Here is a 20,477-nt window from a genome sequence, read left to right on the forward strand (position 1 = left end):
CGGCCGACCGGGCGCATCCAAATGTAACCCGGGTAGCCGAATAAATGATCTTGGCGTCGTTGCCGGATCGGCACAAACGTGCAGCTCAGATGGCGGTCGGACCGAAGGTCGGTACCCGAGGTCGGACCACAGGTGGGTATTCCCAGCCGTGTGCGATTCAGTGATCGTTTATTCGTAACGAGCTATGCACGGGTAGGTCACGTCCGAGCACGAGGGAGCCGGCGCGTGCAAGGAGTCCGAGCGCGATGAGTGTGCAAGCGACGGTGGCGGCGAGGAGTTCGATGACGCACGGTGCCCGTCCCGGGTTGCGACGACGCTTGGCAGACGTGTCGGTCCGGGCGAAGGCAGCCTTGATTGTCGTGCCGACCGTTCTGGTCGCTGTGGTGTCGGCCGGGGTCGGGTTGTGGTCATCGGTTATGGAGGCCCAGTCGGCCGGACGCAGCCGAGTTCTGTTCGACGTCGCGTCGGCGGCCGGGCAGGCGACGCAGCGGTTGCAGGCCGAGCGGATCGCCGCCGTCAACGTGTTGCTGCCTAGCTCGACGGCGACGGCGGCCGATTTCGAACGTGCGGCGCAGGCGACGGATGCGGCGATCGCAGATTTCGACGCCGAGCGGTCTGGTCTGGTTGACCCGCCCGCTGGCGTGCGGGCGGTGCTTGATCGCGTGGACGCCGGTCTGGCCGATGTCGAGTCGCAGCGACAGCGGGTACGCGGCGAGGGGGTCGTGGCCCTGTCGGCGGTGGCGTTCGGGTACCGGATCGTGATCGCCGATCTGGACGAACTGCTGGTGTCGGTGGCGCAGGGCGGTGTTGATCCTCAGCTCGCCGATGAGATGCGGGCATCCGTAGCACTGTCGCGGGCGCGCGAGGCCGTGGGTCTGCAACAAGTGGCGGTGATTCAGGCGTTGGCGGCGCGACGGTTGACGCCAGCGCTGCACGCGGAGATCGTCGCGGCTCGGGCCGCGCAGGAAGAGGCGCTGCGGGAGTTCCAGGCGTTGGCACGGCCACGGTGGCAGGCACTGCTCGGCCGGACTTTGACGGGTCCGGACGTGGTGGCTGTGGCTCGGCTGGATGGCGCTGTCGCGAGCACCACCGTGTACCAGCCGGTCCGACTGCCGGGCGGTGCCGAGCAATGGAGCCGCGTGATGACCGCTCGGGCGAACCTGTTGGCGCACGTACAGACCGACGTCGATGCGGATATCGCGGCCACTGCCGCTGAGGTGCGGGCGGATCAGCTGCGCGCGGCGCTTGCACAGGGCGCTGTTCTGCTGGCGATGCTGCTGGTCGCGATGTTGACCGCGTTGCAGGTGGCGCGGTCACTGATCACCCAGTTGTCCCTGCTGGAGTCGGGTGCACGGCGGGTAGCGGATGTGGAACTGCCGAGCCTGGTCTCTCGGCTGCGGGTAGTCACGGACCCAGCAAAGGCGCAGAGCATGGCCAAGGGGGCCGGTGGGGTCGCGGTGCCGGTGGTGGGTCGCGACGAAGTGGGCCGAGTCGCGCATGCCTTCAACGGCGTGCTGGGGGCCGCAGTCGACGCAACGGTCGGTCAAGCACGAGCTCGTGCCCAGGTCAGCGCGATGATCATGTCGGTAGGTCGACGTGTGCAGGGCCTCACTGAGCTGTTGCTGGGCAGTATTGACCGGCTGGAACGGGATGAGGAGGACCCGGATCGGCTGGCCCGGGTGTTCGCGGTAGACCAGCAGGCGACCCGGCTACGCCGGTTCGCGAACAGCCTGCTCATCGCTGCCGGCGGAGGTCCCGGCCAGTCACAACGGGAACCGGTGGTGCTCGCGGATCTGGTCAACGCGGCGCTGTCGGAGGTGGAAGGCTTCGCGCGTATCACCGTTGGCAACCTGGTCGACGCGGAGGTCGACCCCCGCGCCATCGATGCCGTCAAGCAAATCACCGCCGAGCTGCTCGATAACGCCACCCGGTTCTCGGCCGATGAGCAGGTGTTGGTCACGGCGGTATGGCAGGGCCGCGACCTGCGAATCAGCGTGGTTGACGCAGGGATTGGAATGCGCGCGGAGCAACTCCAGCGGGCGAACGTGTTATTGACCAGCCCAGCGGCCGAGGTGGGTGTCACCGACCAGATGGGTCTGGTCGTGATCTCCCGTCTCGCGGCCGAGTTTGGAGTACGGGTCCACCTTCGCAGTGGTGAACCGGTTGGCCTGGTCGCCGAGGTGCTGGTGCCTGCCGATTTCGTTACCCGTGTTCATGTTCGGCAGATCGTGGTACACGGTCCCGCCCGTCGGCCCGCCGCCGAGCTTCCGGCTCCGCCCGCGAATCCCTACCCAGTTGAGGCTCCTACTACTGGCACCGGCTGGACCGGACCGGCAGCCCAGCCCCCCGACACGTCGGGTCGGACGCAGGTGTTGCCTCGGATACCCACTGCGGACGTGACGTTGGAGTTGCCCCGACTCACTCACGCTGCACTGCCGCTGCCGGCAGGCGGCCCAGCGTCGGAGCCGCCGCTGTTCCGACAGATGGCCGAGGCATCACCGTGGTTGTGGCCGCAGACCGCGCCCGCTAGCGAAACGGCGAGGTTCTCCACCGCATCGGATGCGGGGTGGCAAGCGGCGGCTGCCGCCGCCGAGCCGGCGATCGACGGACACACGGTCTCGGGCCTGCCTCGACGACGCCCACAAGCCCACGTTGTTCCCGGGGGCGCCGGAGTCCCTGGGCAACGGCGATCGGGCGAGGCCGCCACCCGTATCGACCCGGCGGCAATCCGGGCACAGGTCGCCGGGACCATGCGTGGCCTACGAGCCGCCGTCGCTCATCACCCCCCTCACGCTGCTACATCGACAGGAGCACCCTCATGACCGCCCCCACCTCTGTCCGCCGCCCTCAACTCAATGCCGTCTTGGACGGCTTGGCGGAGCGGATGCCCGCCGTGGCCCATGTGGTCGCCGTGTCCGCCGATGGGCTGCTATTGGCGAGTACCACAGCGCTGAGTACCGATCGGGGGGATCAACTCGCCGCGATCGTCTCGGGGTTGGTCAGTCTGGGTCGCGGCGCCAGCGAACTGCTCCAGACCGGTGGTGTGCAGTTCCAACTGCTGATGATGCAGGACGGCGTCCTCGTCGTGCAGCAGGTACCGGATGGCTCGTCGCTGGCCGCGTTGGCCCGTGCCGACTGCGACCCGTCGCTCGTCGCCTATGAACTGGCGAACCTGGCGGTCCGGATCGGCGAAGCGATGGGACCCGGACCCCGGCCGCAGACCGACTGATCCCCTGCCGGCGCTGCTGGCGCCGTTCGGAAGCCTGCCAACTCTCGAAGCCGACGACGCACCCCCGCTACGCCCATCCCCATCTCCTTGCTGATGGGCGCGAATACGAAAGGAATCATGTGACCCCTCAACGACATGCCCGCGACCGTTGGCGGCGCGTCCTAGCACCGCTCGCCGTGGCCGCGTTGCTGGCCACGGCCGGCTGCGCCGGATCGAGCCTCGATGACCAGACCGACGAGGCCGGAGGTGAACTCCGGATTGGCTTGATCGTGCCGAAGTCCGGGCCGTACAAGGCGATTGGTGATGATCAGGCGGTCGGTTGGCGCCTTGCGCTGGAGAAGCTGGGCGGTCGGCTCGGGGGCCGGCCGGTCAAGGTGATCGAGGCGGATGAGGGCGATGGCAAGGCCAGCGCCCTCGCCTCGACGCGCAAACTCATCGAGCAGGACAAGGTCTTGGCGTTGGTCGGCGGCGCTACGGCCGACACGGTACAGACCTTGTATCCGTTGTTGGCCGAGTCCCGGGTGCCTTTGATCGGAATCGGTGGTCGGCCGTCCACGGTTGAGGATCCGACCTATCTGTGGTCGACCTCGTGGCTGAGCGAGGAGACCGGTGCCGCGATCGCGGGCTATATGCGTACGGCGGTCAAGGGGCCGGTGTGGGTGGTCGGTCCGGACTACATCGGCGGGCACGACCAGATCGGCGGGTTCGTCAACGCGTTCAAGGCCGCGGGCGGCGTCCTCGCCAACCCGGGCGGGAAACCGCAGTGGACGCCCTGGGTGCCGGCCCCTACGACTGAGTTCGCGCCGGTCCTGGCGAAGATCAAGGAGTCGGACGCCGCCGCAGTCTATGCCTTCTACGGTGGCACCAGCGCGGTGGAGTTCGTGAAGCAGTACCGGCAGTACGGTGTTGAGTTGCCGTTGTACGCGTCCGGTTTCCTCACCGAAGGCGCTGCGCTGGACGCGTTGAAAGACCAGGCCAAGGGCATCCTCACGAGTCTGAACTACTCGGCGACGCTCGACAACGCCGCCAACCGCGACTTCGTCCGGCGGTTCAGTGCCGCGAACAACGGGAAACTGCCGAACTTGTACCACGTGACCTCGTGGGACGCGGCGTTGGTGCTGGACAAGGCGATCGCCGAGGCGCTGGCCCGCCCCGATGCCCCGGGCCCGACGCCGTCCACTACCGCGTCCTCCGCCGCCGGAACGCCGGCCGAGTCCCCGACCACCGCGCCCACGCCCACGGCCGCAGTAGTCGCGGGTGGGAACGGGCTGTCGTCGGAGACGTTGACGGCGGCGTTGGCCCGGGTCGGTGCGATCGACAGCCCGCGTGGGCAGTGGCAGTTCGGGCCGGTGAATCACACCCCGGTGCAGGCGTACTACCTGCGCGAGGTCGCCCAGGACGGGCAGGTGTGGGTCAACCGCACCCTTCAGACGCTGACCACCCTCGGCTCGTAGGAGATCACGATGACGACCATGGTCGGGCCGGACGGCGGCATGACCGGCCGCTACATGTTCGACAACGCCACGATGGAGGCCCGTAACCAGTTGCAGTACCTGGGCACCGTTCTGGACCTCGGCACCCGGCGTGCCCTGGTAGAGGCGGGCCTGGCCCCGGGTTGGAATGTCACCGATGTCGGCGCGGGCGCGGGCACCCTCACCACCTGGATCTGCGACCAAGTCGCGCCCTCCGGCCGGGTGACCGCCGTGGACCTCGACCCGCGCCACATTCCGTCCGGGCCGAACCTGACCGTCTGCGCCGGTGACATCAGGGATCTGGTTCCGGCGGAGGCCAGTCAGGACGCGATCGTGGTACGGCTGGTGTTGATGCACCTGCCGGATCGGGAGGAGGTCCTCGCCGGTCTCGTGCGGGCTCTGGTCCCGGGTGGGGTGATCGTGGTGGCGGACTGGGACTGCACCTGGCGGGACCTGATCCGCCGCAGCCCCAGCCCGCGCGCCACCGAGCTGTTCGAACGCTTCCAGGACAAGTTGCTTACGTTCGGCGAGAGCCGCGGCGCTGACATGGGCTGGGCCAAACGGGCGCCGGAGGTGATGGACGGGCTCGGCCTGGTCGGCGTGACCAGCCACATCGAGTCCCGCTCGTGGCGGGGCGGCACCGGGATCTGCCTGCTGCACCACTCCAACTCGATCCAGAAGGAGGCTGAGTTGGTGGCGGCGGGGATGAGTCTCGACGACCTGGTCGAGCTTCGCGCGGTGTTGATGGATCCGGAGCTGGCGGTGTCGGGCTACCTGATGCACACCACCGTCGGCCGCCGCCCAGCGGCCTGACCAACCCGGATCGGAAGGAGAGAGCGTGTCGTGGGGCTGACCGGTTACGCGATCATCGCGTTGAACGGCGTCGCCTACGGGCTGCTGCTGTTCGTCATCGCCGCTGGCCTGACGCTGATCTTCGGCGTGGCCGGGGTGTTCTCGCTGGCTCACGGCACGCTCTACCTGGCCGGCGCCTACACCGCCTGGCTGCTGGGCGACGGCGGCTGGATCGGGTTCGGGGTGGCACTCGCGGTCGGCGCGGTGGTCGGCACCGTCGGGGGGACCGCGCTGGCCGCTGTCGTGGCGCCGTTGGCCGGCCGGCCGCTGGACCAGGTGCTCGCGACGCTGGGTATCGCCTACATCGCCGGGGATCAGTTCAGCGCGGTGTTCGGCGCCGAACCCCGGTCGGTGGACCCACCCGGCGTGCTGGCCGGCTCCATCTCGGTGGCCGGTCACGCCTACCCGACCTACCGGCTGTTGTTCATCGCTATCGCCGCCGTCGTCGCGGGTGTGTTGTTCTGGCTGGTCGAGCGGTCCCGGGCGGGCGCGGTGGTGCGGGCGGTGGTCGCCGACCCACGGATGGCCGCCGCGACCGGAATCCGCACCGGTGCCGTACGCACCGCCGTGCTGGCCGGCGGGGGTGGACTCGCGGTCGTCGGCGGGGTCCTCGGCGCGCCAGTGATCGGCCCGGCGCCCGGGGTGGACACCACGATCCTGCTCTACTCGCTGATCATCTGCGTCGTCGGCGGGCTGGGCAGCATCCGCGGCGCGCTGCTCACCGCGCTCGGGGTCGGGCAGACCCTCACCCTCGGCGTCGCGCTCGCCCCCGCCGCCGCGAGTTTCGTCCTGGCCGCCATGATGCTCGCCGCCCTCACGATTCGGCAGCGTGACGAGTTCACCCACCTCGGACGGCCAGCATGACCGCCACCCTCACCCCCGTCGACACCGACGAACGCCCCCGGCCTCGAACCGGCCACCGACGTATCCCGGTCGTCGTCGTTGCGATCGTTGTCGCTGGTGTGGTCGGGGTGGCTGTGGCGTTGCCGTGGCTGGTCAACGCCTACCTCGTCTCCCTGGCCTCCACCGCGCTGGTCATGGCGGTATTGGCGATGAGCGCGCAGCTACCGGCCGGGCTGGCCGGGCAGCCGCCGCTGGGCCAGGCCGCGTACCTCACCGTCGGCGCCTACACCGCCGCCAGCCTCGCCACGCTGACCAGCCTCGGCCCGATCCAGCTCGCAGCCGCAGCCGCCGCCGGAGCGATAACCGCCGCGATCACCGGCCTGCTCGCGGTCCGCGCCCGCGGCACGACCTTCCTGATGGTCACATTTGCGATCGGGGAGCTGTTACACGCGGCGGCGAACGCGTGGGCGCCCGGCGGCAGCGACGGCATCCACACCCCGGCGGTCGTGCCGCTGCCCGGCCTGCCACCGATGGTCCTCGACGGCTGGGCATACCTGTACGTACTGGCCTGCACCCTGCTCATCGCCACCGCCGTCGCGCTCCTCGTCCGGACCCGGTTCGCCCTGCTGCTGCGGGGAATCGCCGCCCACGAACCCCGTATGCAAGCGTCCGGGCACCACACCGGCCGGCTGCTGCTGGCCGCCTACACCCTCGCCGGCGGCATCGCCGGGGCGGCCGGAGCCCTCACCATCACCGTCACCCGCTACATCTCACCGGCCGACGCCGCTATGGGGATCTCCGCTCTCGCCCTGGCCGCCGCGCTGATCGGCGCCGGCAGCATGACCGGCGCCTGCGCCGGTGCCGTCCTGCTCGTCGCCGCCCGCGACTGGGCCAGCGGCTTCCTCGGCGGCCACGGCCCCACCCTGCTCGGCCTGTGCTTCCTGGCCGTCGCCTACCTACCCCGACACCGGCTGACCGGCCTGACGAGTCTGCTCACCGGGAGGCGGCGATGACCGAACCTCTGCTGCGGCTGGACGCCATCAGCCGCGACTATGGCAGCCGTCGCGTGGTCGACCAGGTCAGCATCGACATCCACCCCGGCGCCCGGCATGCCCTGATCGGCCCCAACGGCGCCGGCAAGTCCACTCTGATCAACCTCGTCGCCGGCACCCTCCACCCCACCACCGGCCGCATCCACTACGCCGGATGCGACATCCACCGCTGGCCACCGCACCGGCGGGCCCGCGCCGGCATCGCCCGCACCTGGCAACACCCCGCCCTCGCCACTCCACTTACCGCCCTACAGAACGTGCTGGTCGCCGTCCCCGGACAGCACCCGGCGACGATTCGCCCCCACCCTCGGGCGGTGATAGCCGCGCACACGACGCTGGCGCAGGTCGGCCTCACCGCGTACGCCGACACGCCCGCCGGCCAGCTCGCCTACGGCGACCAACGCCGCCTGGAAATCGCCGTCGCCCTCGCCGGCCGACCCCGGCTGCTGCTGCTCGACGAGCCGTCGGCCGGCCTCACCCGGCCCGAGGTCGCCCACCTGGTCGACCTGATCCGCGACCTACCGGCCGAGATGGCGGTGCTGCTCGTGGACCACAACCTGCATTTGGTCACCGCCGCCTGCGACACCATCACCGTGCTGCACCACGGCGCGCAGATCGCCACCGGCACCCCGGCCCACGTCCAGGCCGACCCCGAGGTCCGCCGCATCTACCTGTCCCAGCCCAGCGACGACGCCGAGCCCGCGGACCCGGCCGCCGGTCATGACCCCGGGCCGGCGACACCGGCCAAGCCGGTGCTGCGCGTGCGGCACCTGCACGCCGGCCACCACGGCGCCACCACGCTCACCGACATCACCCTCGACCTACACCCCGGACGGGTGACCGCCGTCGTCGGCCGCAATGGCGCCGGTAAGACCACCCTGATCAACACGGTTGCCGGCCTGCACCCGGCCACGGCACCCACCGACATCCTCCTGCACGATCAGCAGATCACCGGCCTGTCGGCCCGCCGCCGCGCCCGGGCGGGGATCGGTCTCGTACCCCAGGGCCGGCGCCTCTTCGCCGGCCTCACCGTCGATGAGCACCTCGCCCTGCCCCGACCGCATCGCACCCGTCGGCACGACCGGACACCAGCGGACGTCCTTGCCCTGTTCCCGGGGCTCGCCGACCGCCGCCGCCACCGGCCCCACCAGCTCTCCGGCGGGGAACAGCAGATGCTCGCCCTCGCCCGCGCGCTGCTCGCCGCACCCGCCGTGCTGCTCCTCGACGAGCCGTCCGAAGGACTCGCCCCCGCCATCATCGACACTCTCGCCCTGACCATCCGCACCCTCGCCACCTCGGGAACGGGGGTGCTATTGGCCGAGCAGAATCTCCACCTCGCGCTGCGGGTCGCCGATGAGATCGCCGTACTCGACCACGGCACCATCGCGCTGCATCTGTCCGCCGACGAAGCCCGCACCGTCCCCGCCCGTCTGCACGACCTGCTCGTCATCCCCGCCGGAAGCGCGCCATGACCGGGCATCCCGCACAGCCCGACGACGGGCACCAGCGGCATCCCCTCCAGGCGAGGACGCCCCTCCTCGCCAGCCGTCCCGGGTGTCCGAACCATCCCGGGACGAACGCCGCCCACCCCGAAGGCCCACCAGCAGCGGGAGACGGGCGGCACCTGGTTGGCGGCAGGCTCCACCCCCCGGAACCTGCCGCCAACCAGACCCTTCAGGAACGAGGCCAGACGAGGAGGACAACATCATGATCGGAGTCGACACCAGCGTGTGGCTTCTCGCCGACCTCGCCCACTGCGCCCGACGCCGACACCAGCTGCTGCCCTATCCCGCCGGCCGGGCACGCCGCTTCTACCACTGCCCCTGCGGCCACCTCTACGACGCGGACCTCCTCGAAGCGCTTGCCGTCGGCACCGCCGCCAGTTACGACCGCCGCATCGCCACCACCCGACCCCTGGTGACATACCGCACCTGGCAACAAGCGAACCGGGCCGGGCTGCGCCAGCACCTTCTCCGACTGATCCACGAGATCACCGTCGTGCCCACCCCCACGCCGATCCTCGCCCCGCGCTGGCGCAACCCAAGGCCGTCAGCCGCCCCGATCGAGCCGACCAACCAGACACCAACGCCGCACCGTCGCCCGGTCTGCCGTACGACTCCACGGCGCCGGAGGCCGCGTTGACGACGAAGCACGCGCCACCCGCCTGCGGCCAGGCAGCCGCCACCCGTGTCCCGTCTCCGGCAACGCAACCTCGGGTGCGCCCCGCCGTCATGCCGAACGAACCCGTGGCGAACGGCTGTGCTCTCGCGTTCGTCCCGCAGACGTGTTCGCACGCACTGCTGCCCGTCAGCCTGCTCCGTTGCCGCCGCTGCGCGCGGCAACCGGTCAAGATCGGCTCCCGGGACCGCGTCTTGTACCTGTGCCGGCCCCGGTGCCGGCGTCGACCGCTCGACGCCTACCTCCTCACCGACGCCGTCGGGCGGGCGGTACTGCGCCACACCTCCACCGGGCTGTCCCGACACGCCAGCGCCCCGCCACCGCCAGATGCCGTGATCGCCCGGGTAGAACAGGTCCTCCAACGCGTCACTGTCGGCGAGACCGAGGAGGACTTCCGCCTCGTCTGGTCACTCGGCCCGGTACCCGACATCGTCGCCGGTCTGCCGCTGGCCGACCTGACCGAACGGGTCCGCCAGCTGATCGACCGCGGGCAACTGGCCGCCGCTGCCGATGTCCTGCACACTGCCCTGTCCCCGGTCATTACCTCCACGACCGCACCGGACAACGATCGAGCTCAGGCGGCCCACCTACTCGCGCAGCTCCTCGTCCAGACCGGTCAACCAAACCTCGGCCTTCGATTCGCCGACTACGCCCGCCGTGCTCACCGGTTCCTCCACGGCGACGATGCGGATGCCACGCTGTCCGCCACTCACCTTCTTGCCACCGCTCACCGGCACGCTGGCAACGTCGAGGACGCCTACAGGATCTTCCGTCGACTCACCGCCGAGTTGACGGCGCTCGACGGCCGCGATGCGCTGCGGACCCTACGCGCACAAGCGAATCTCGCTGTCGTCCTCCACGCCAAAGGTCAATGCACCCGTGCCCACACGATGCTCGTCGATGCCGTCACGACCCTCCAGCGGGCGCACCCGGACGAGACCCGCGTAGCCGGCCGGATGCTCGCCCACCTCACCGCCATGCAACACGCCTGCGGACAACCTGCGGTTCCGCAAGACCAGAAGACCAACGGCGTCCTCAACGGCGCCGGTCGCCAGGCGCTCGTACCCACGATCACCGGCCACACATGCCGGTCACGCCGATGACCGAGAAGCACAACCGCCGACCGCACAACGCTCCGCCGGCCAGCGGTAATGGCGAACCCCGAACCGGCACACCCCCTGGCACGAGTGGCCCAGCCCCCACCAGCGAGCCCGGCTCCCCGAGCGGGCAGACCGTCGGGCCACTCGTCCGACACCTCACCCGCACCCGACGGCGCATCTACGAGGCCCTACTCACCACCACAGAGCACCACTGGACCGTACGAGGACTCGCCGAAACCCTTCCCGACATCACGGCGCACACCCTGCGAGACCACCTCAACCTGCTACTGGCGGAGCGGATCGTGAAGCAAGTCCCGCACCAGCGCGCACTCACCGTCGAGCTGACCGAGCAGGGCCGGCAGACGCTCACCGCGATATTGCGCGGTGGCAGAAGCGGCTTCTTGAGCAGCCTTCGTCCGCCGGGCCGGACGCAACGTCCTGCTGACCAGTAGGCGAAGCCATCGCCGCATCCGAAGACAACCCGGCACACCACCGTGCCGGGCCCCGCACGCCGATCAACGAAAGGCATCGATGAAACTCCTCAAACGGTCGACCATCGTGGCGGTCGCGTTCGCCGGCGTCCTCGCCGGCACAGCAACCCCCGCCGCCGCCATAGTCGGCGGACGGAACGCCACGCAGCACGACGGCGTGGTCTCCGTCCAGATCCTCCACCCCGGCCTCGGCACCGCGCTCTGCGGCGGCGAACTGGTCCACCCACGGTGGATCCGTACCGCAGCGCACTGCGTCAGCCAACAGGACGTCGCGCCCACCCCGGTCGCGGTGCCCGGGGAGAACGTCACCGCGCGTGTCGGCAGCCTCGACCGCACCACCGGCGGCCAGGTCGTCACCGGCAAGCGCGTCTACCTGCACCACCAGTGGATGTGGGGTGCCAACTACCCCGTCGAGCCGGTCTCCGACTACGCCCTCGTCGAGCTGACCCGTCCGGTACGGGCGGACCTACTGCCGACCGCGCTGCGGCAGGCACCCGTCGGCGGTCCTGTCCGGGCGGTCGGGTGGGGCCTTACCGAGTTCCCGCCTGGGCCGGGCGTGACGCCGCCCGCGCTGCTCCAGGAGCGGGACCTCACCCGGCTGCCCGACGCGGCCTGCGAAGGCGGCTTCATCGGGCGCGGCGACATCTGCGTCAGCACCGGCCCCTGCTTCGGCGACTCCGGCAACCCGCTCCTGCGTAAAGCCCCCGGGCCGAGGCTCGGCGCACGCCCGGCATGGGTGTCGCTCGGTGCCGCCAGCCGGGAGGCCAGTGCGGAGGACCCGTGCGGCGGGCCGACGGTCTACACCGACGCCACGGACCCCCAACACCGCATCTGGACCTACAACACGATCCGCACGCGGAAGACGCAGCCGTCCGTCTGGGCACCGAGGACGCTCACAGCCACGACCACCGAGCTGATGAACCGCCTCAAGCTCGACTTCACCCAGTAACACCCAGCGTGGCGGGAGCCGGCCCGGTCACAACGTGCCAGCGGCGCGCGGCGCCAGGACACAGGCCGGGCCGGCTTCCCCACCTCGCCATGCATCGAGCGCTCGCGCAAACGAACTCACCCCAAGGGCTCCCATCCGTGAAACAGGAAGAACACGTGATCGACGGCTCGGTCCCCGCCCACGAGACCACCGACCTCGGCGCACCGGCCGGCATGAAAGGGTGCGCCCCGCCCGTGCTCGCACAGCCTCGACGTCCACCGATCGCAGGGATCCACCATCGGCCCGCCGGGGGCCACACGGTGACCCAGGCCCGAACCGGCGCACTGCTGCTCAGCGCGCTTGTCCTCCTGGCCGCCTGCGCCGAATCCTCGGCCGGGGTGGACGCGCATCCGTCGGTACCGATGAAGACTCCGACCAGCGCACCGCCGGTCCCGGCCGGTCCGGTCCTGACCCGCCTGGCCGACACCCTCGCCGACGCGCCCGCCGACACCACCACCGGTGGCTACCAGTACGTCGAGCGCCGCACCTGGTACCGCACCATCATCGGTCCGCCCGGACCCGACGGATGGCCCGCCCGGGTCCGCATCGACCAGCTATGGCGTACCGACGATGCCGCCAGCGGCCGGCAGGTCAGCATGCACGTCGCGGCTGAGGGCTGCTCCCCGGACGGCGGGGAGAGTAGCTGGACCGGGCGGTCCACCGACCCGTTCGACCGGCCACCACCGAGCAACCCGGCCGACCTGCTCGCCCACCTACTCACCGCCACCGGACCCGAACAGCCCAGGCCCGAGCACATCGTTGGCGGCGTCGCGATGCTCTACGAACGCCAGGCGCTCGCCCGCCCGGTCCGTGCCGCGCTCCTGCGGCTGCTTGCGGCGCAGCCCGGCCTGCTCGTGCGGACCGGCGTCACCGACCGCATCCACCGGCCCGGCATGGACGTCATCCTCCCGTACACCGACCAGGCCGGTGTGCCTCGGCGCGACATCCTCACGATCGACGCGACCACCGGCGTCCTCCTCGCCGCGGTCAGCACCATCGCCGGTGCCATCCCACCTCAGGATCCGCAGCTCGGGGCCGATGCCAGGGAGGCGATCCTTGCTGAGGCGGACAGCTACCGGCTCTACGTCGACAGCCGCCGCACCCCGGACACCCGCACTCCGGCGGCTGGCTGCCAGCACCCGGCCGCCAAGCCATGACCCATCCGCCTATTCCCGCCCGCCAATCGCTAAGGCGTACCTCGAATGACACGACCGCCGGCAGCTCTCTGAAATTGCCGCGAGGTGTCACCGCGTTGAGGCCGTCCCTGGCACAGGTCCCGGATGGGGACCAAGCAGCCTGTCTAGCAACTGCCCACCGGCATGTCCCGGTACTCACGCCCGCCATCGGTGCGAGCGGACCGCGTTTCCCACCTACGCCGCCTTCGACGACACAGACAGCGAGGCCGGGTGGTGCACGGGCCCCGCCCGGGCGCATGACCGAAGCACCCCGACCGGATTGCAGCAGACGACTTGGAGGATCTACCTGACATGTGCGGCGTGAACCACAACCTCTTTCCCCGACCCGGATACCTCATCGACATCAGCTGCGAGAGCATCGCGGCGAAAGTCCTGTTCACCAGGATGCTGTCTCACCATGCCGAGATCGGCCTCACCCCCGAGCAGATCACCCGACTCATCGACCTCAACGCCGAATACCAGGCGTCGTTGACGGCCATCCGGGTGCAGTTCGCCCAGATCACGGAGCAACTGGAGCACAAGCGGGGGCGTCTGGACAACGACGCCCTGGTCGGCCGCAAGGAACTACTCGACCGCCACGCCGAACTGTTCCGCGCTGAGGAAGATCTCTTCTTCAGCTACGGGGCCCACGGGCACGAGATCCTCACCGACGAGCAGATCGCGCGCATCGACCAGATCTACCACGCGGAGAAGGACGCCCGGCTCGCCGAGCTTCTTCCATCACTGAACAGCGCGGTCGCGCCACAGTTCCACTTCACGACCGCGACGGCGTAACGGAGGCCCATAGTGGGTGAGCAGGCCGAAGAAGTGACATCCGCCGACTCGGCGGGACGCTGGCTGGCCCGAGAACGGTACGCCGGGCGCGACAGCGCTGACCGCGCGGTACTGACCGGGCTGCTCGCGGACATCCGCGATCGGGTGCTGAACGCGGCCCGGCTGCGGCCCGGCCACGATGTTCTCGATCTCGGTGCCGGCACGGGCCTGCTCACTCACGCTGCCGCGCGGGTAGTCGCACCGGCTGGATCAGTTTTCGCGGTGGACCGGTCCGCCGCAGCGCTGGCGGAGATCCGGACGCACGGGGAGCGGATCCGGCCCGTGGTCGGCGATGCCTGTCACCTCCCGATCGCCGACGCGACCTTTGACCGCGTCGTCGCTCGCAGCGTTCTGATCTACCTGCCCGACCTGCGCGCCGCGCTACGCGAGGTCGCCCGCGTTCTCCGGCCGGAAGGGATGCTGTCGGCGTTCGAGCCTGTCAACTCCCGCCGCCGCCATGACGCCAGCCTGGACGGCGTCACCCCCGACGAGATCGAGGCGATTGAACGGCTTCGCAGCTCAAGCAGTCCCAGCGCCGGACCGATGATGTCCTTCGACGTGATGCCGTTCATCGATGCCGCCATACACGCCGGCTTCACCACCCCCGCCGTGGACGAGACCACCGTCACCGAGCACCTCAGCACCCACGCCGACGTCGACGCCCACCTGCACCGAAGGCCCCACCCAGGCGCCCCCAACCCCGTCGATCTCATCAACCGACACCTGGGCGCCGGCACCACCGCTCGATACATCACCGCGTGGCATCGCGCGTTCGACCTCGCGGCCGACCGCGGCGGCATCACCTTCACCACTCCCGTCGTCTACCTCACCGCATCTATCGGAGCACCAAGGTACGGCAATGGGTGAGCTCGTCGCCGTAGTCGTTGGCTTGCTACTGCTGGTCGCAGCACTAGTCAGGAGCAGCACTTCGACCATTACGTGGGTGCTGTTCCGACTTCGTCTCACACGAGTACTCACTGCCTGCCTGGTCCTGTTCCTCGTTTTCGCCTTCTTGATCCACCTGCAAGACGGAATCGGTCAGCCATAGCGAACCGTCTTTCAGAACTCACAACCAACCCTTGAAACCGTCACAAAGGAGATCGCTGACATGAGGCGTTTATCCCTGGCCCTACTCAACTCCGAGGCACGTCATCTTCCTTCGGCGCTGCCGGGTTGCCGGACCCGCACGGTGTGGGAGGCGAAGTGACAGCGGAAGTGGTAAGCATCCTCAGCTACAACCTGAAGGACTACGGCAAATCAGCGGTGGCCACGCGCCGGCAGCAACACGAGCTGCTGCGCTTCGAACGGCCGGATGTGCTGTGTTTGCAGGAGATCTGGGACGACAACGACGACCTGTCCGTCCTCGGGCGGCACGTGACGACGATCGCCGAGGCCCTCGGGATGCGCGGGATGGCGGTACCCGCACGGCGGTCGCACTGCCACATGGCGATCCTGTGGCGTCCTGAGTTCGCGGCACTGTCCCAGCGCAGCCACGGCCTGACCCTCTGGCACGGCTTAGGCGTGGTCCAACTCGATGTCGGCGCCGCTGTCCCGCTGCGCGTAGCGGTCACTCATCTGGCTCCCTGGGATCCCGAGCAACGGCTCGCGGACGTCCGCACCATCACCGGGCTGCTGAGTGATCCCGTGGCGGCAACGGTCATCGCCGGTGACTGGAACAGCTTCGGGGCCGACGACACCTACGATCCGGAGCCGGATTGGTCGCAGCTGGCCCCGCACAAGGTGTGGCGCCATGTGCGGTGGAGCGACGACCGGGACAGCGCGCTCCGAGCCGACCGGCGCCCGGCCGAGCTGCTGCGCCGCAGCGGCCTGCACGACGCCGCACCTCATCTGCGGGCGCCCTGGCAGGCGACCGGCGGTCACATGGGTGCCGACCTGTCCCGGCGGCTGGACGCGTTCTGGACCACCCGGCCACAGGCGCTGCGCGGCTATCACGTCATCGACACACCCACGGCACGCCTGCTGTCCGACCACCTTCCCATCCGGATCGACCTTGACCCGACGGCGCTCGGAACCGGTTCGGCTGGTAGTCGCTGATGCTCCCAAGCGTTCTGCGCGTCTGCGCGCTCGTGCGGCTGGGGATCTGGCGACGCAGCGCCGATATCGTCAGCAGAGCAGGCGGCGCGCGTCAACGGTTAAGTCCGGGCACGATGGCAGGATGTGGCGGGTGACCGAGGATGCGGTGGTGGGATCGCCGGAGACGAAGCTGCTGGTAATCCGGGGTAACTCCGGGTCCGGGAAGAGTTCGGTCGCGCGGGAAGTTCGGTACCGGTACGGGCGGGGGATGGCGCTGGTCGAGCAGGACTACCTGCGCCGCATCGTCCTTCGGGAACGCGACGTCGACGGCGGCCTCGCCCCCGAGCTGATCTCCCAGACCGTGCGGCTCGCCCTGCGGCACGGCTACCACGTGGTCCTCGAAGGGATCCTCATCTCCCACCGGTACGGGCCGATGATCTCGGCGTTGCGCCGGGACCATCGCGGTGACACGTACGTGTTCTACCTGGACGTGTCCCTGGAGGAGACGCTGCGCCGCCACACGCTCCGGCCGCAGGCGGCCGAGTTCACCGCCGAGGACATGCGCGGCTGGTACCGGCCCCGCGACCTCCTCGGCCTGCCCGACGAGGTGGTGATCCCCGGGTCCTCCTCGCTAGAGGAGACATTGGCGTCTATCCAGCAGACCGCTGACCTCGCCGTGCCTAGCCCGGTCGCAGGCTGACCGGGCCGTGCGCGGCACACCCGAGCTTTCATGCCTCTAGGGCGCGCTCGCTGTAGGTTTGGGCCCACGCCTGGAGGATGTTCGTGTCGGGGCCCTCAATGGCGAGGGTGAGTTGGCCGTGGGCGGTGGCGTTGATATTCGTCGCCGTCGCCGACCAGGAGACGACGATGTCATCGGTGCGGCTTGCTGGAATGAGCAGCACGTACTCCTGTTCGAGGATTTCGGTTCGGCCGGGCCGTAGATCCAGGGGCCGGATGATGAGCGTGAGGCTTCCGCCGCGTTGCACGGCCGTGGTCGGCCCGGCCGTGCGGGGCAGGGGAATGGTCGGCGGGTGGTAGGCGCCGAGTACCGAGTTCCGGGGTCCCCACTCACGCGGCTGGTCGGGCAGCAGGTCCCACAGGTCCAGTTCGGAGAGGCCGTCTTCCCACTCGACCGCGTCGGCGTCACCCGTGATGTGCAGCCTGACCTCTAGTCGGTGGTAGTTGCGCTCGGATCGGTTGGTGACGGTGAAGACGGTCGGGGGTAGCAGGTACGCGGCGAGGGAGCGGACGATCTCGGGCCAGGCCAGCCGTACCTTGTCGAGGTACTGCTCGACTTCGTCCTTGTACTGCTGTGGGGAGCGGTCTTCGCGGATGAGTCCGATCGTGGTTATGGGGAGGCCGCCCAGGCCGGTCGTGGTGTGCGAGGTCGTGTCGAGCTGTTTGAGTGGTTCGAGGAGTCGGTCGCGTTCGGCTTCGATGAAGATGTCGAGGTCTTCGTGCCCGCAGTAGCGGGACAGTGGGGTGCGGTAGTCGACGTCAACGGTGATGTCGAGGGTGTTGTTGACGGGGCGGTTGGCGTAGCGGTCGGCCAGGCGCCGTACCTCGCGGTGGTTGGCGGGTACGGAGCGGGCGCGGTGTCGTACGTACACGTCGCCGTCGCGGATCTTGTCGTACTCCTTGCGGAAGGCGTGTGGCGGGTCGCCGAAGGCGGGGGCGGCGACCTCGATGATCAGGATGGGTTGGCCCTGGTACTGGGTCCAGTGCGGTTGCCAGACCGGTCCGTCGGTGCCGAGGTAGCTGGTGAGGGCCGTGTCGAGGTCGGCGTTGTCGATCTGGACCACGCCGGGCACGTTGCCGGGCTCCAATCCGATGATCAGTATGCCGATGCCATCGACGTGGGTGGCGGCTTCGATCGGGTCTCGGTTGGCGAAGGCGATGATCGCCTTGGCCACGACCGCCGCGATGTGTTCCTTGGTGCGCAGGTTCAGGGTGGACTTCCACTCCAGCCAGGTCTGCTCGTCGGCGGGCTCGGCGTGGTAGACGGCGTCCAGTACGGCCGCCCACTCGGCAGGGCGCACGGGTCGTTTGGACGTGTCCATGTTCAGCACACACCGACCCTACTGCGCTGCTTCGACAGGCCCGTGTCGCTGGACGGCGCGGTGCCCGGTGGTCAGCTCGCCTGATGTTCGGCCGGGTCGCTGTCGGCGGTCGGTGGTGGGGAGCGGCGCGGCACCTGGGTCTACCACCGGCCCCGAACGGCGATCCTGCGGCAGTTCGCGTCCCTGTTCGCGGTAGAGCCAGCCATCGCCTGACAACCTGGTCCGCCCGCTCGGTGTCGCCGGGCTCCCGCTCGGCGCCGAGTCAGCCGGTGTACGAGGTGGCGGCTGACCAACCCCGGCACAGAGCCAGATGCGACCCGAAGTGCTGTCGGCTCCGCCTGAAAACTGGCTCTGGCACACATTGTGTGATTGATCTTGGTGCGAGTTCATGGCGCGGCGAGGACGCGTTTGCGGAGGAGGTCGAGGTTCGCCCGGCCGTACATCTGTCGCTTGATCGTCTTGATGCGGTTGACATGGCCTTCGACCGCGCCTGAGCTCCAGGGCTGGGTAAGGCCGGCAACGACGGCATCGCGGTCGCTGATCAAGCCGGCGGCGAAACCGCGCAGTTCTGGGTATCCGGCGTGTCGGGCGCGGTCGATCCAGGCGTCGAGGTGCTGGCCGGTGCCCTGGTGGCGCACCAGCGCGGCGAACCCGCGAGCGAGATCGGCGAGATTGTCGAGGTCCGGGCAGCGGTTGCGGGCGTCGGCGAGGTTGCTGCGGTCGTCGTCGGTGAGTTTGTGGCCGGGTCGCATGATCCAGGCGGTGATCCGCCGGGCCGACGGCACCCGGACGACCACGGGGGTGGGCCGGGTGCGGTTCGTGGCAAGCCAGTCCCGCAGCACACGCAAACTACCCTGGTAGCCGCCGGCCAGGATCTCGGCATGCAGGGCGGTTGTCTCGTGGACCCCGTCGGTGAGGCGTTGCCGGAGGTAGGTGTGGAACGGGGTCAGGACGCTGGGTCGACTGCTGGCGTTCGGGCCGATCAACGCCTCGGCGGTAGCGGCTCGGGCGTACTTGCGGGCCGTCCTGACGTTCATGTCGAGCCGACGGGCGGTCGCGCTGATCGACAGCCCTTCGGCCCGCAGGGCGTGCACGGCCGCGTGGCGTTGGCGGGTGTTCGCCGCCCGGCGCCCCGTCCTGACCGACTCGGCAGTGGCCGGCGCGGCCAGCGCGGGTATCGGATCGGTGTGCGTCCGTAGGCAGCGGCGGTGCCCACGGACGACCTTCTCGACGGTGTCGCTGAGGTTCTTGAGCAGGTGCCACCGGTCGGCGACCTGAATCGCGTCAGGAGCTCCCTTGCGGGCGCCGTCGGCGTAACTACCACCGCGATCCCGGCAAATGATCTGGACGCCGGGATGCTCGCGCAACCAGTCGGCGAGGGTGTCGGCGCTGCGGTCAGGCAGCACGTCGATCGGCCGGCGAGAGTGCATGTCGATCAGCACGGTGGCGTATCGGTGGCCCCGGCGTCGGGCGAAGTCGTCCACGCCCAGCGCCGTCGGTGTCACCGAGGGCAGGTCGGGCATCCGCCGGATCATCCGGATCAACGTCATCCGAGACACCGACACCGTCAACCGATGTGCCAACCGGCTTCCGGGCCGTCCACCCAACGCCACCGCGACCGCTTCCAAGTCCCCCGCCGCCAGGACCGTATGACGGGCATGCCGACGAGTCAGGCCCGGTACCTGCTCGACGAACGTCCGCCGCCGGCAGCTGCTGCTGACGCAGGCGAATCGGCGGACCGTCAACGCGACCAGCACTTCATGGCCGCCCAACCTGACATCGGCCAACCGCCGCACATAGCGACCATGCAGTGTGGTCGACCAGGTGCCGCAAGTGCCGCACGACGCCCGCACCGTTCGCGTCGCCGCGTCGATCCTGACCCCGACGCCTCGGACCACCACCGCTTCCAGCCGCAGGCCCATCAGATGCGGCAGCAACGCCGAAATGATCTCCATCCGGGCACCCAACCCGAACTACCGACGAGCGCGACTCACAAAATGTGTGCCAGAGCCAAAGTTCAGCCGGCGTTGACAAGTGCCAACCGCGCCAGGTCGGCTAGCCTCCCGCGAGCCCGCCACCTCGACATCCGACAGGACTGCCGGCGGGCCAAGCCGGTCACCTTCTGTGACAGAGGACCGTCGCGAAGCGATTCCCGTCGGGCACCGACGC

Annotated in this window: 18 protein-coding genes; 16 read left to right on the forward strand and 2 right to left on the reverse strand. The window is 69.6% G+C overall.

Going from position 1 to position 20,477, the window contains the following annotated elements:
* The first annotated feature begins 281 nt into the window (after nucleotides 1-281).
* From O7626_RS03390 to O7626_RS03465, 16 genes are all read left to right on the forward strand, one after another.
* Complete coding sequence (locus O7626_RS03390; protein WP_278066042.1) at nucleotides 282-2,822, forward strand: nitrate- and nitrite sensing domain-containing protein; 2,541 nt, start codon at nucleotides 282-284, stop codon at nucleotides 2,820-2,822.
* Nucleotides 2,819-3,229 (forward strand): roadblock/LC7 domain-containing protein, encoded by a 411-nt coding sequence (locus O7626_RS03395; RefSeq protein WP_278059144.1) that lies wholly within the window; start codon nucleotides 2,819-2,821, stop codon nucleotides 3,227-3,229. The genes O7626_RS03390 and O7626_RS03395 overlap by 4 nt, the downstream gene beginning before the upstream one ends.
* A gap of 119 nt (nucleotides 3,230-3,348) precedes the next feature.
* On the forward strand, nucleotides 3,349-4,683 hold the full coding sequence (locus O7626_RS03400; RefSeq protein WP_278059146.1) for an ABC transporter substrate-binding protein: 1,335 nt from the start codon (nucleotides 3,349-3,351) through the stop codon (nucleotides 4,681-4,683).
* Nucleotides 4,684-4,701: 18 nt separating this feature from the next.
* Nucleotides 4,702-5,514 carry a class I SAM-dependent methyltransferase gene (locus O7626_RS03405; protein ID WP_347404850.1) on the forward strand — a complete coding sequence of 271 codons (813 nt, stop codon included), beginning with the start codon at nucleotides 4,702-4,704 and terminating at the stop codon, nucleotides 5,512-5,514.
* A gap of 30 nt (nucleotides 5,515-5,544) precedes the next feature.
* Nucleotides 5,545-6,417 (forward strand): branched-chain amino acid ABC transporter permease, encoded by an 873-nt coding sequence (locus O7626_RS03410; RefSeq protein WP_278059150.1) that lies wholly within the window; start codon nucleotides 5,545-5,547, stop codon nucleotides 6,415-6,417.
* Nucleotides 6,414-7,409 (forward strand): branched-chain amino acid ABC transporter permease, encoded by a 996-nt coding sequence (locus O7626_RS03415; protein ID WP_278059152.1) that lies wholly within the window; start codon nucleotides 6,414-6,416, stop codon nucleotides 7,407-7,409. Before O7626_RS03410 ends, O7626_RS03415 begins: the two co-directional genes overlap by 4 nt.
* The gene (locus tag O7626_RS03420) at nucleotides 7,406-8,920 is read left to right on the forward strand and encodes an ATP-binding cassette domain-containing protein (protein WP_278059154.1); all 1,515 of its coding nucleotides are present in this window, start codon (nucleotides 7,406-7,408) and stop codon (nucleotides 8,918-8,920) included. Before O7626_RS03415 ends, O7626_RS03420 begins: the two co-directional genes overlap by 4 nt.
* A gap of 235 nt (nucleotides 8,921-9,155) precedes the next feature.
* A complete protein-coding gene (locus O7626_RS03425) occupies nucleotides 9,156-9,590 on the forward strand; it encodes a hypothetical protein (RefSeq protein ID WP_278059157.1) in 435 nt (144 codons plus the stop codon).
* An 89-nt stretch (nucleotides 9,591-9,679) separates the two neighbouring features.
* Nucleotides 9,680-10,729 carry a tetratricopeptide repeat protein gene (locus O7626_RS03430; protein ID WP_278059159.1) on the forward strand — a complete coding sequence of 350 codons (1,050 nt, stop codon included), beginning with the start codon at nucleotides 9,680-9,682 and terminating at the stop codon, nucleotides 10,727-10,729.
* Complete coding sequence (locus O7626_RS03435; protein WP_278059161.1) at nucleotides 10,726-11,178, forward strand: hypothetical protein; 453 nt, start codon at nucleotides 10,726-10,728, stop codon at nucleotides 11,176-11,178. Before O7626_RS03430 ends, O7626_RS03435 begins: the two co-directional genes overlap by 4 nt.
* A 79-nt stretch (nucleotides 11,179-11,257) precedes the next feature.
* Complete coding sequence (locus O7626_RS03440; RefSeq protein WP_278059163.1) at nucleotides 11,258-12,166, forward strand: trypsin-like serine protease; 909 nt, start codon at nucleotides 11,258-11,260, stop codon at nucleotides 12,164-12,166.
* Nucleotides 12,167-12,465: 299 nt separating this feature from the next.
* Nucleotides 12,466-13,362 carry a hypothetical protein gene (locus O7626_RS03445; RefSeq protein ID WP_278059165.1) on the forward strand — a complete coding sequence of 299 codons (897 nt, stop codon included), beginning with the start codon at nucleotides 12,466-12,468 and terminating at the stop codon, nucleotides 13,360-13,362.
* Nucleotides 13,363-13,692: 330 nt separating this feature from the next.
* Entirely contained in the window at nucleotides 13,693-14,175 is a 483-nt protein-coding gene (locus O7626_RS03450; protein WP_278059167.1) for a hypothetical protein, read from the forward strand.
* A 12-nt stretch (nucleotides 14,176-14,187) separates the two neighbouring features.
* Nucleotides 14,188-15,081: a class I SAM-dependent methyltransferase gene (locus tag O7626_RS03455; RefSeq protein WP_278059169.1), complete on the forward strand. Its 894-nt coding sequence runs from the start codon at nucleotides 14,188-14,190 to the stop codon at nucleotides 15,079-15,081.
* 336 nt (nucleotides 15,082-15,417) lie between these two features.
* The gene (locus O7626_RS03460; RefSeq protein WP_278059171.1) at nucleotides 15,418-16,269 is read left to right on the forward strand and encodes an endonuclease/exonuclease/phosphatase family protein; all 852 of its coding nucleotides are present in this window, start codon (nucleotides 15,418-15,420) and stop codon (nucleotides 16,267-16,269) included.
* A 130-nt stretch (nucleotides 16,270-16,399) separates the two neighbouring features.
* Nucleotides 16,400-16,948, forward strand: coding sequence for a kinase (locus tag O7626_RS03465; protein WP_278059173.1), 549 nt, complete (start codon nucleotides 16,400-16,402; stop codon nucleotides 16,946-16,948).
* Nucleotides 16,949-16,976: 28 nt separating this feature from the next.
* On the opposite strand, the gene O7626_RS03470 is transcribed toward O7626_RS03465, so the two are convergent.
* Together O7626_RS03470 and O7626_RS03475 are read right to left on the reverse strand one after the other, a co-directional pair.
* Nucleotides 16,977-18,308, reverse strand: a complete 1,332-nt coding sequence (locus O7626_RS03470; protein WP_278066043.1) for an RNA-binding domain-containing protein — start codon at nucleotides 18,306-18,308, stop codon at nucleotides 16,977-16,979.
* A gap of 386 nt (nucleotides 18,309-18,694) precedes the next feature.
* Complete coding sequence (locus O7626_RS03475) at nucleotides 18,695-20,263, reverse strand: ISL3 family transposase (RefSeq protein WP_347404743.1); 1,569 nt, start codon at nucleotides 20,261-20,263, stop codon at nucleotides 18,695-18,697.
* Nucleotides 20,264-20,477 lie beyond the last annotated feature (214 nt).

Origin of the sequence: Micromonospora sp. WMMD1102 (assembly GCF_029626265.1) — a bacterium.
In the GTDB taxonomy this organism is placed as follows: Bacteria; Actinomycetota; Actinomycetes; order Mycobacteriales; family Micromonosporaceae; genus Plantactinospora.

Bases quoted from the DNA above. Each gene is read 5' to 3' on its own strand.
- O7626_RS03450 (WP_278059167.1), top strand. From the start codon at position 13,693: ATGTGCGGCGTGAACCACAACCTCTTTCCCCGACCCGGATACCTCATC.
- O7626_RS03405 (WP_347404850.1), top strand. From the start codon at position 4,702: ATGGTCGGGCCGGACGGCGGCATGACCGGCCGCTACATGTTCGACAAC.
- O7626_RS03470 (WP_278066043.1), bottom strand. From the start codon at position 18,308: ATGGACACGTCCAAACGACCCGTGCGCCCTGCCGAGTGGGCGGCCGTA.
- O7626_RS03425 (WP_278059157.1), top strand. From the start codon at position 9,156: ATGATCGGAGTCGACACCAGCGTGTGGCTTCTCGCCGACCTCGCCCAC.
- O7626_RS03420 (WP_278059154.1), top strand. From the start codon at position 7,406: ATGACCGAACCTCTGCTGCGGCTGGACGCCATCAGCCGCGACTATGGC.
- O7626_RS03435 (WP_278059161.1), top strand. From the start codon at position 10,726: ATGACCGAGAAGCACAACCGCCGACCGCACAACGCTCCGCCGGCCAGC.
- O7626_RS03430 (WP_278059159.1), top strand. From the start codon at position 9,680: ATGCCGAACGAACCCGTGGCGAACGGCTGTGCTCTCGCGTTCGTCCCG.
- O7626_RS03415 (WP_278059152.1), top strand. From the start codon at position 6,414: ATGACCGCCACCCTCACCCCCGTCGACACCGACGAACGCCCCCGGCCT.
- O7626_RS03395 (WP_278059144.1), top strand. From the start codon at position 2,819: ATGACCGCCCCCACCTCTGTCCGCCGCCCTCAACTCAATGCCGTCTTG.
- O7626_RS03390 (WP_278066042.1), top strand. From the start codon at position 282: ATGACGCACGGTGCCCGTCCCGGGTTGCGACGACGCTTGGCAGACGTG.
- O7626_RS03440 (WP_278059163.1), top strand. From the start codon at position 11,258: ATGAAACTCCTCAAACGGTCGACCATCGTGGCGGTCGCGTTCGCCGGC.
- O7626_RS03475 (WP_347404743.1), bottom strand. From the start codon at position 20,263: ATGGAGATCATTTCGGCGTTGCTGCCGCATCTGATGGGCCTGCGGCTG.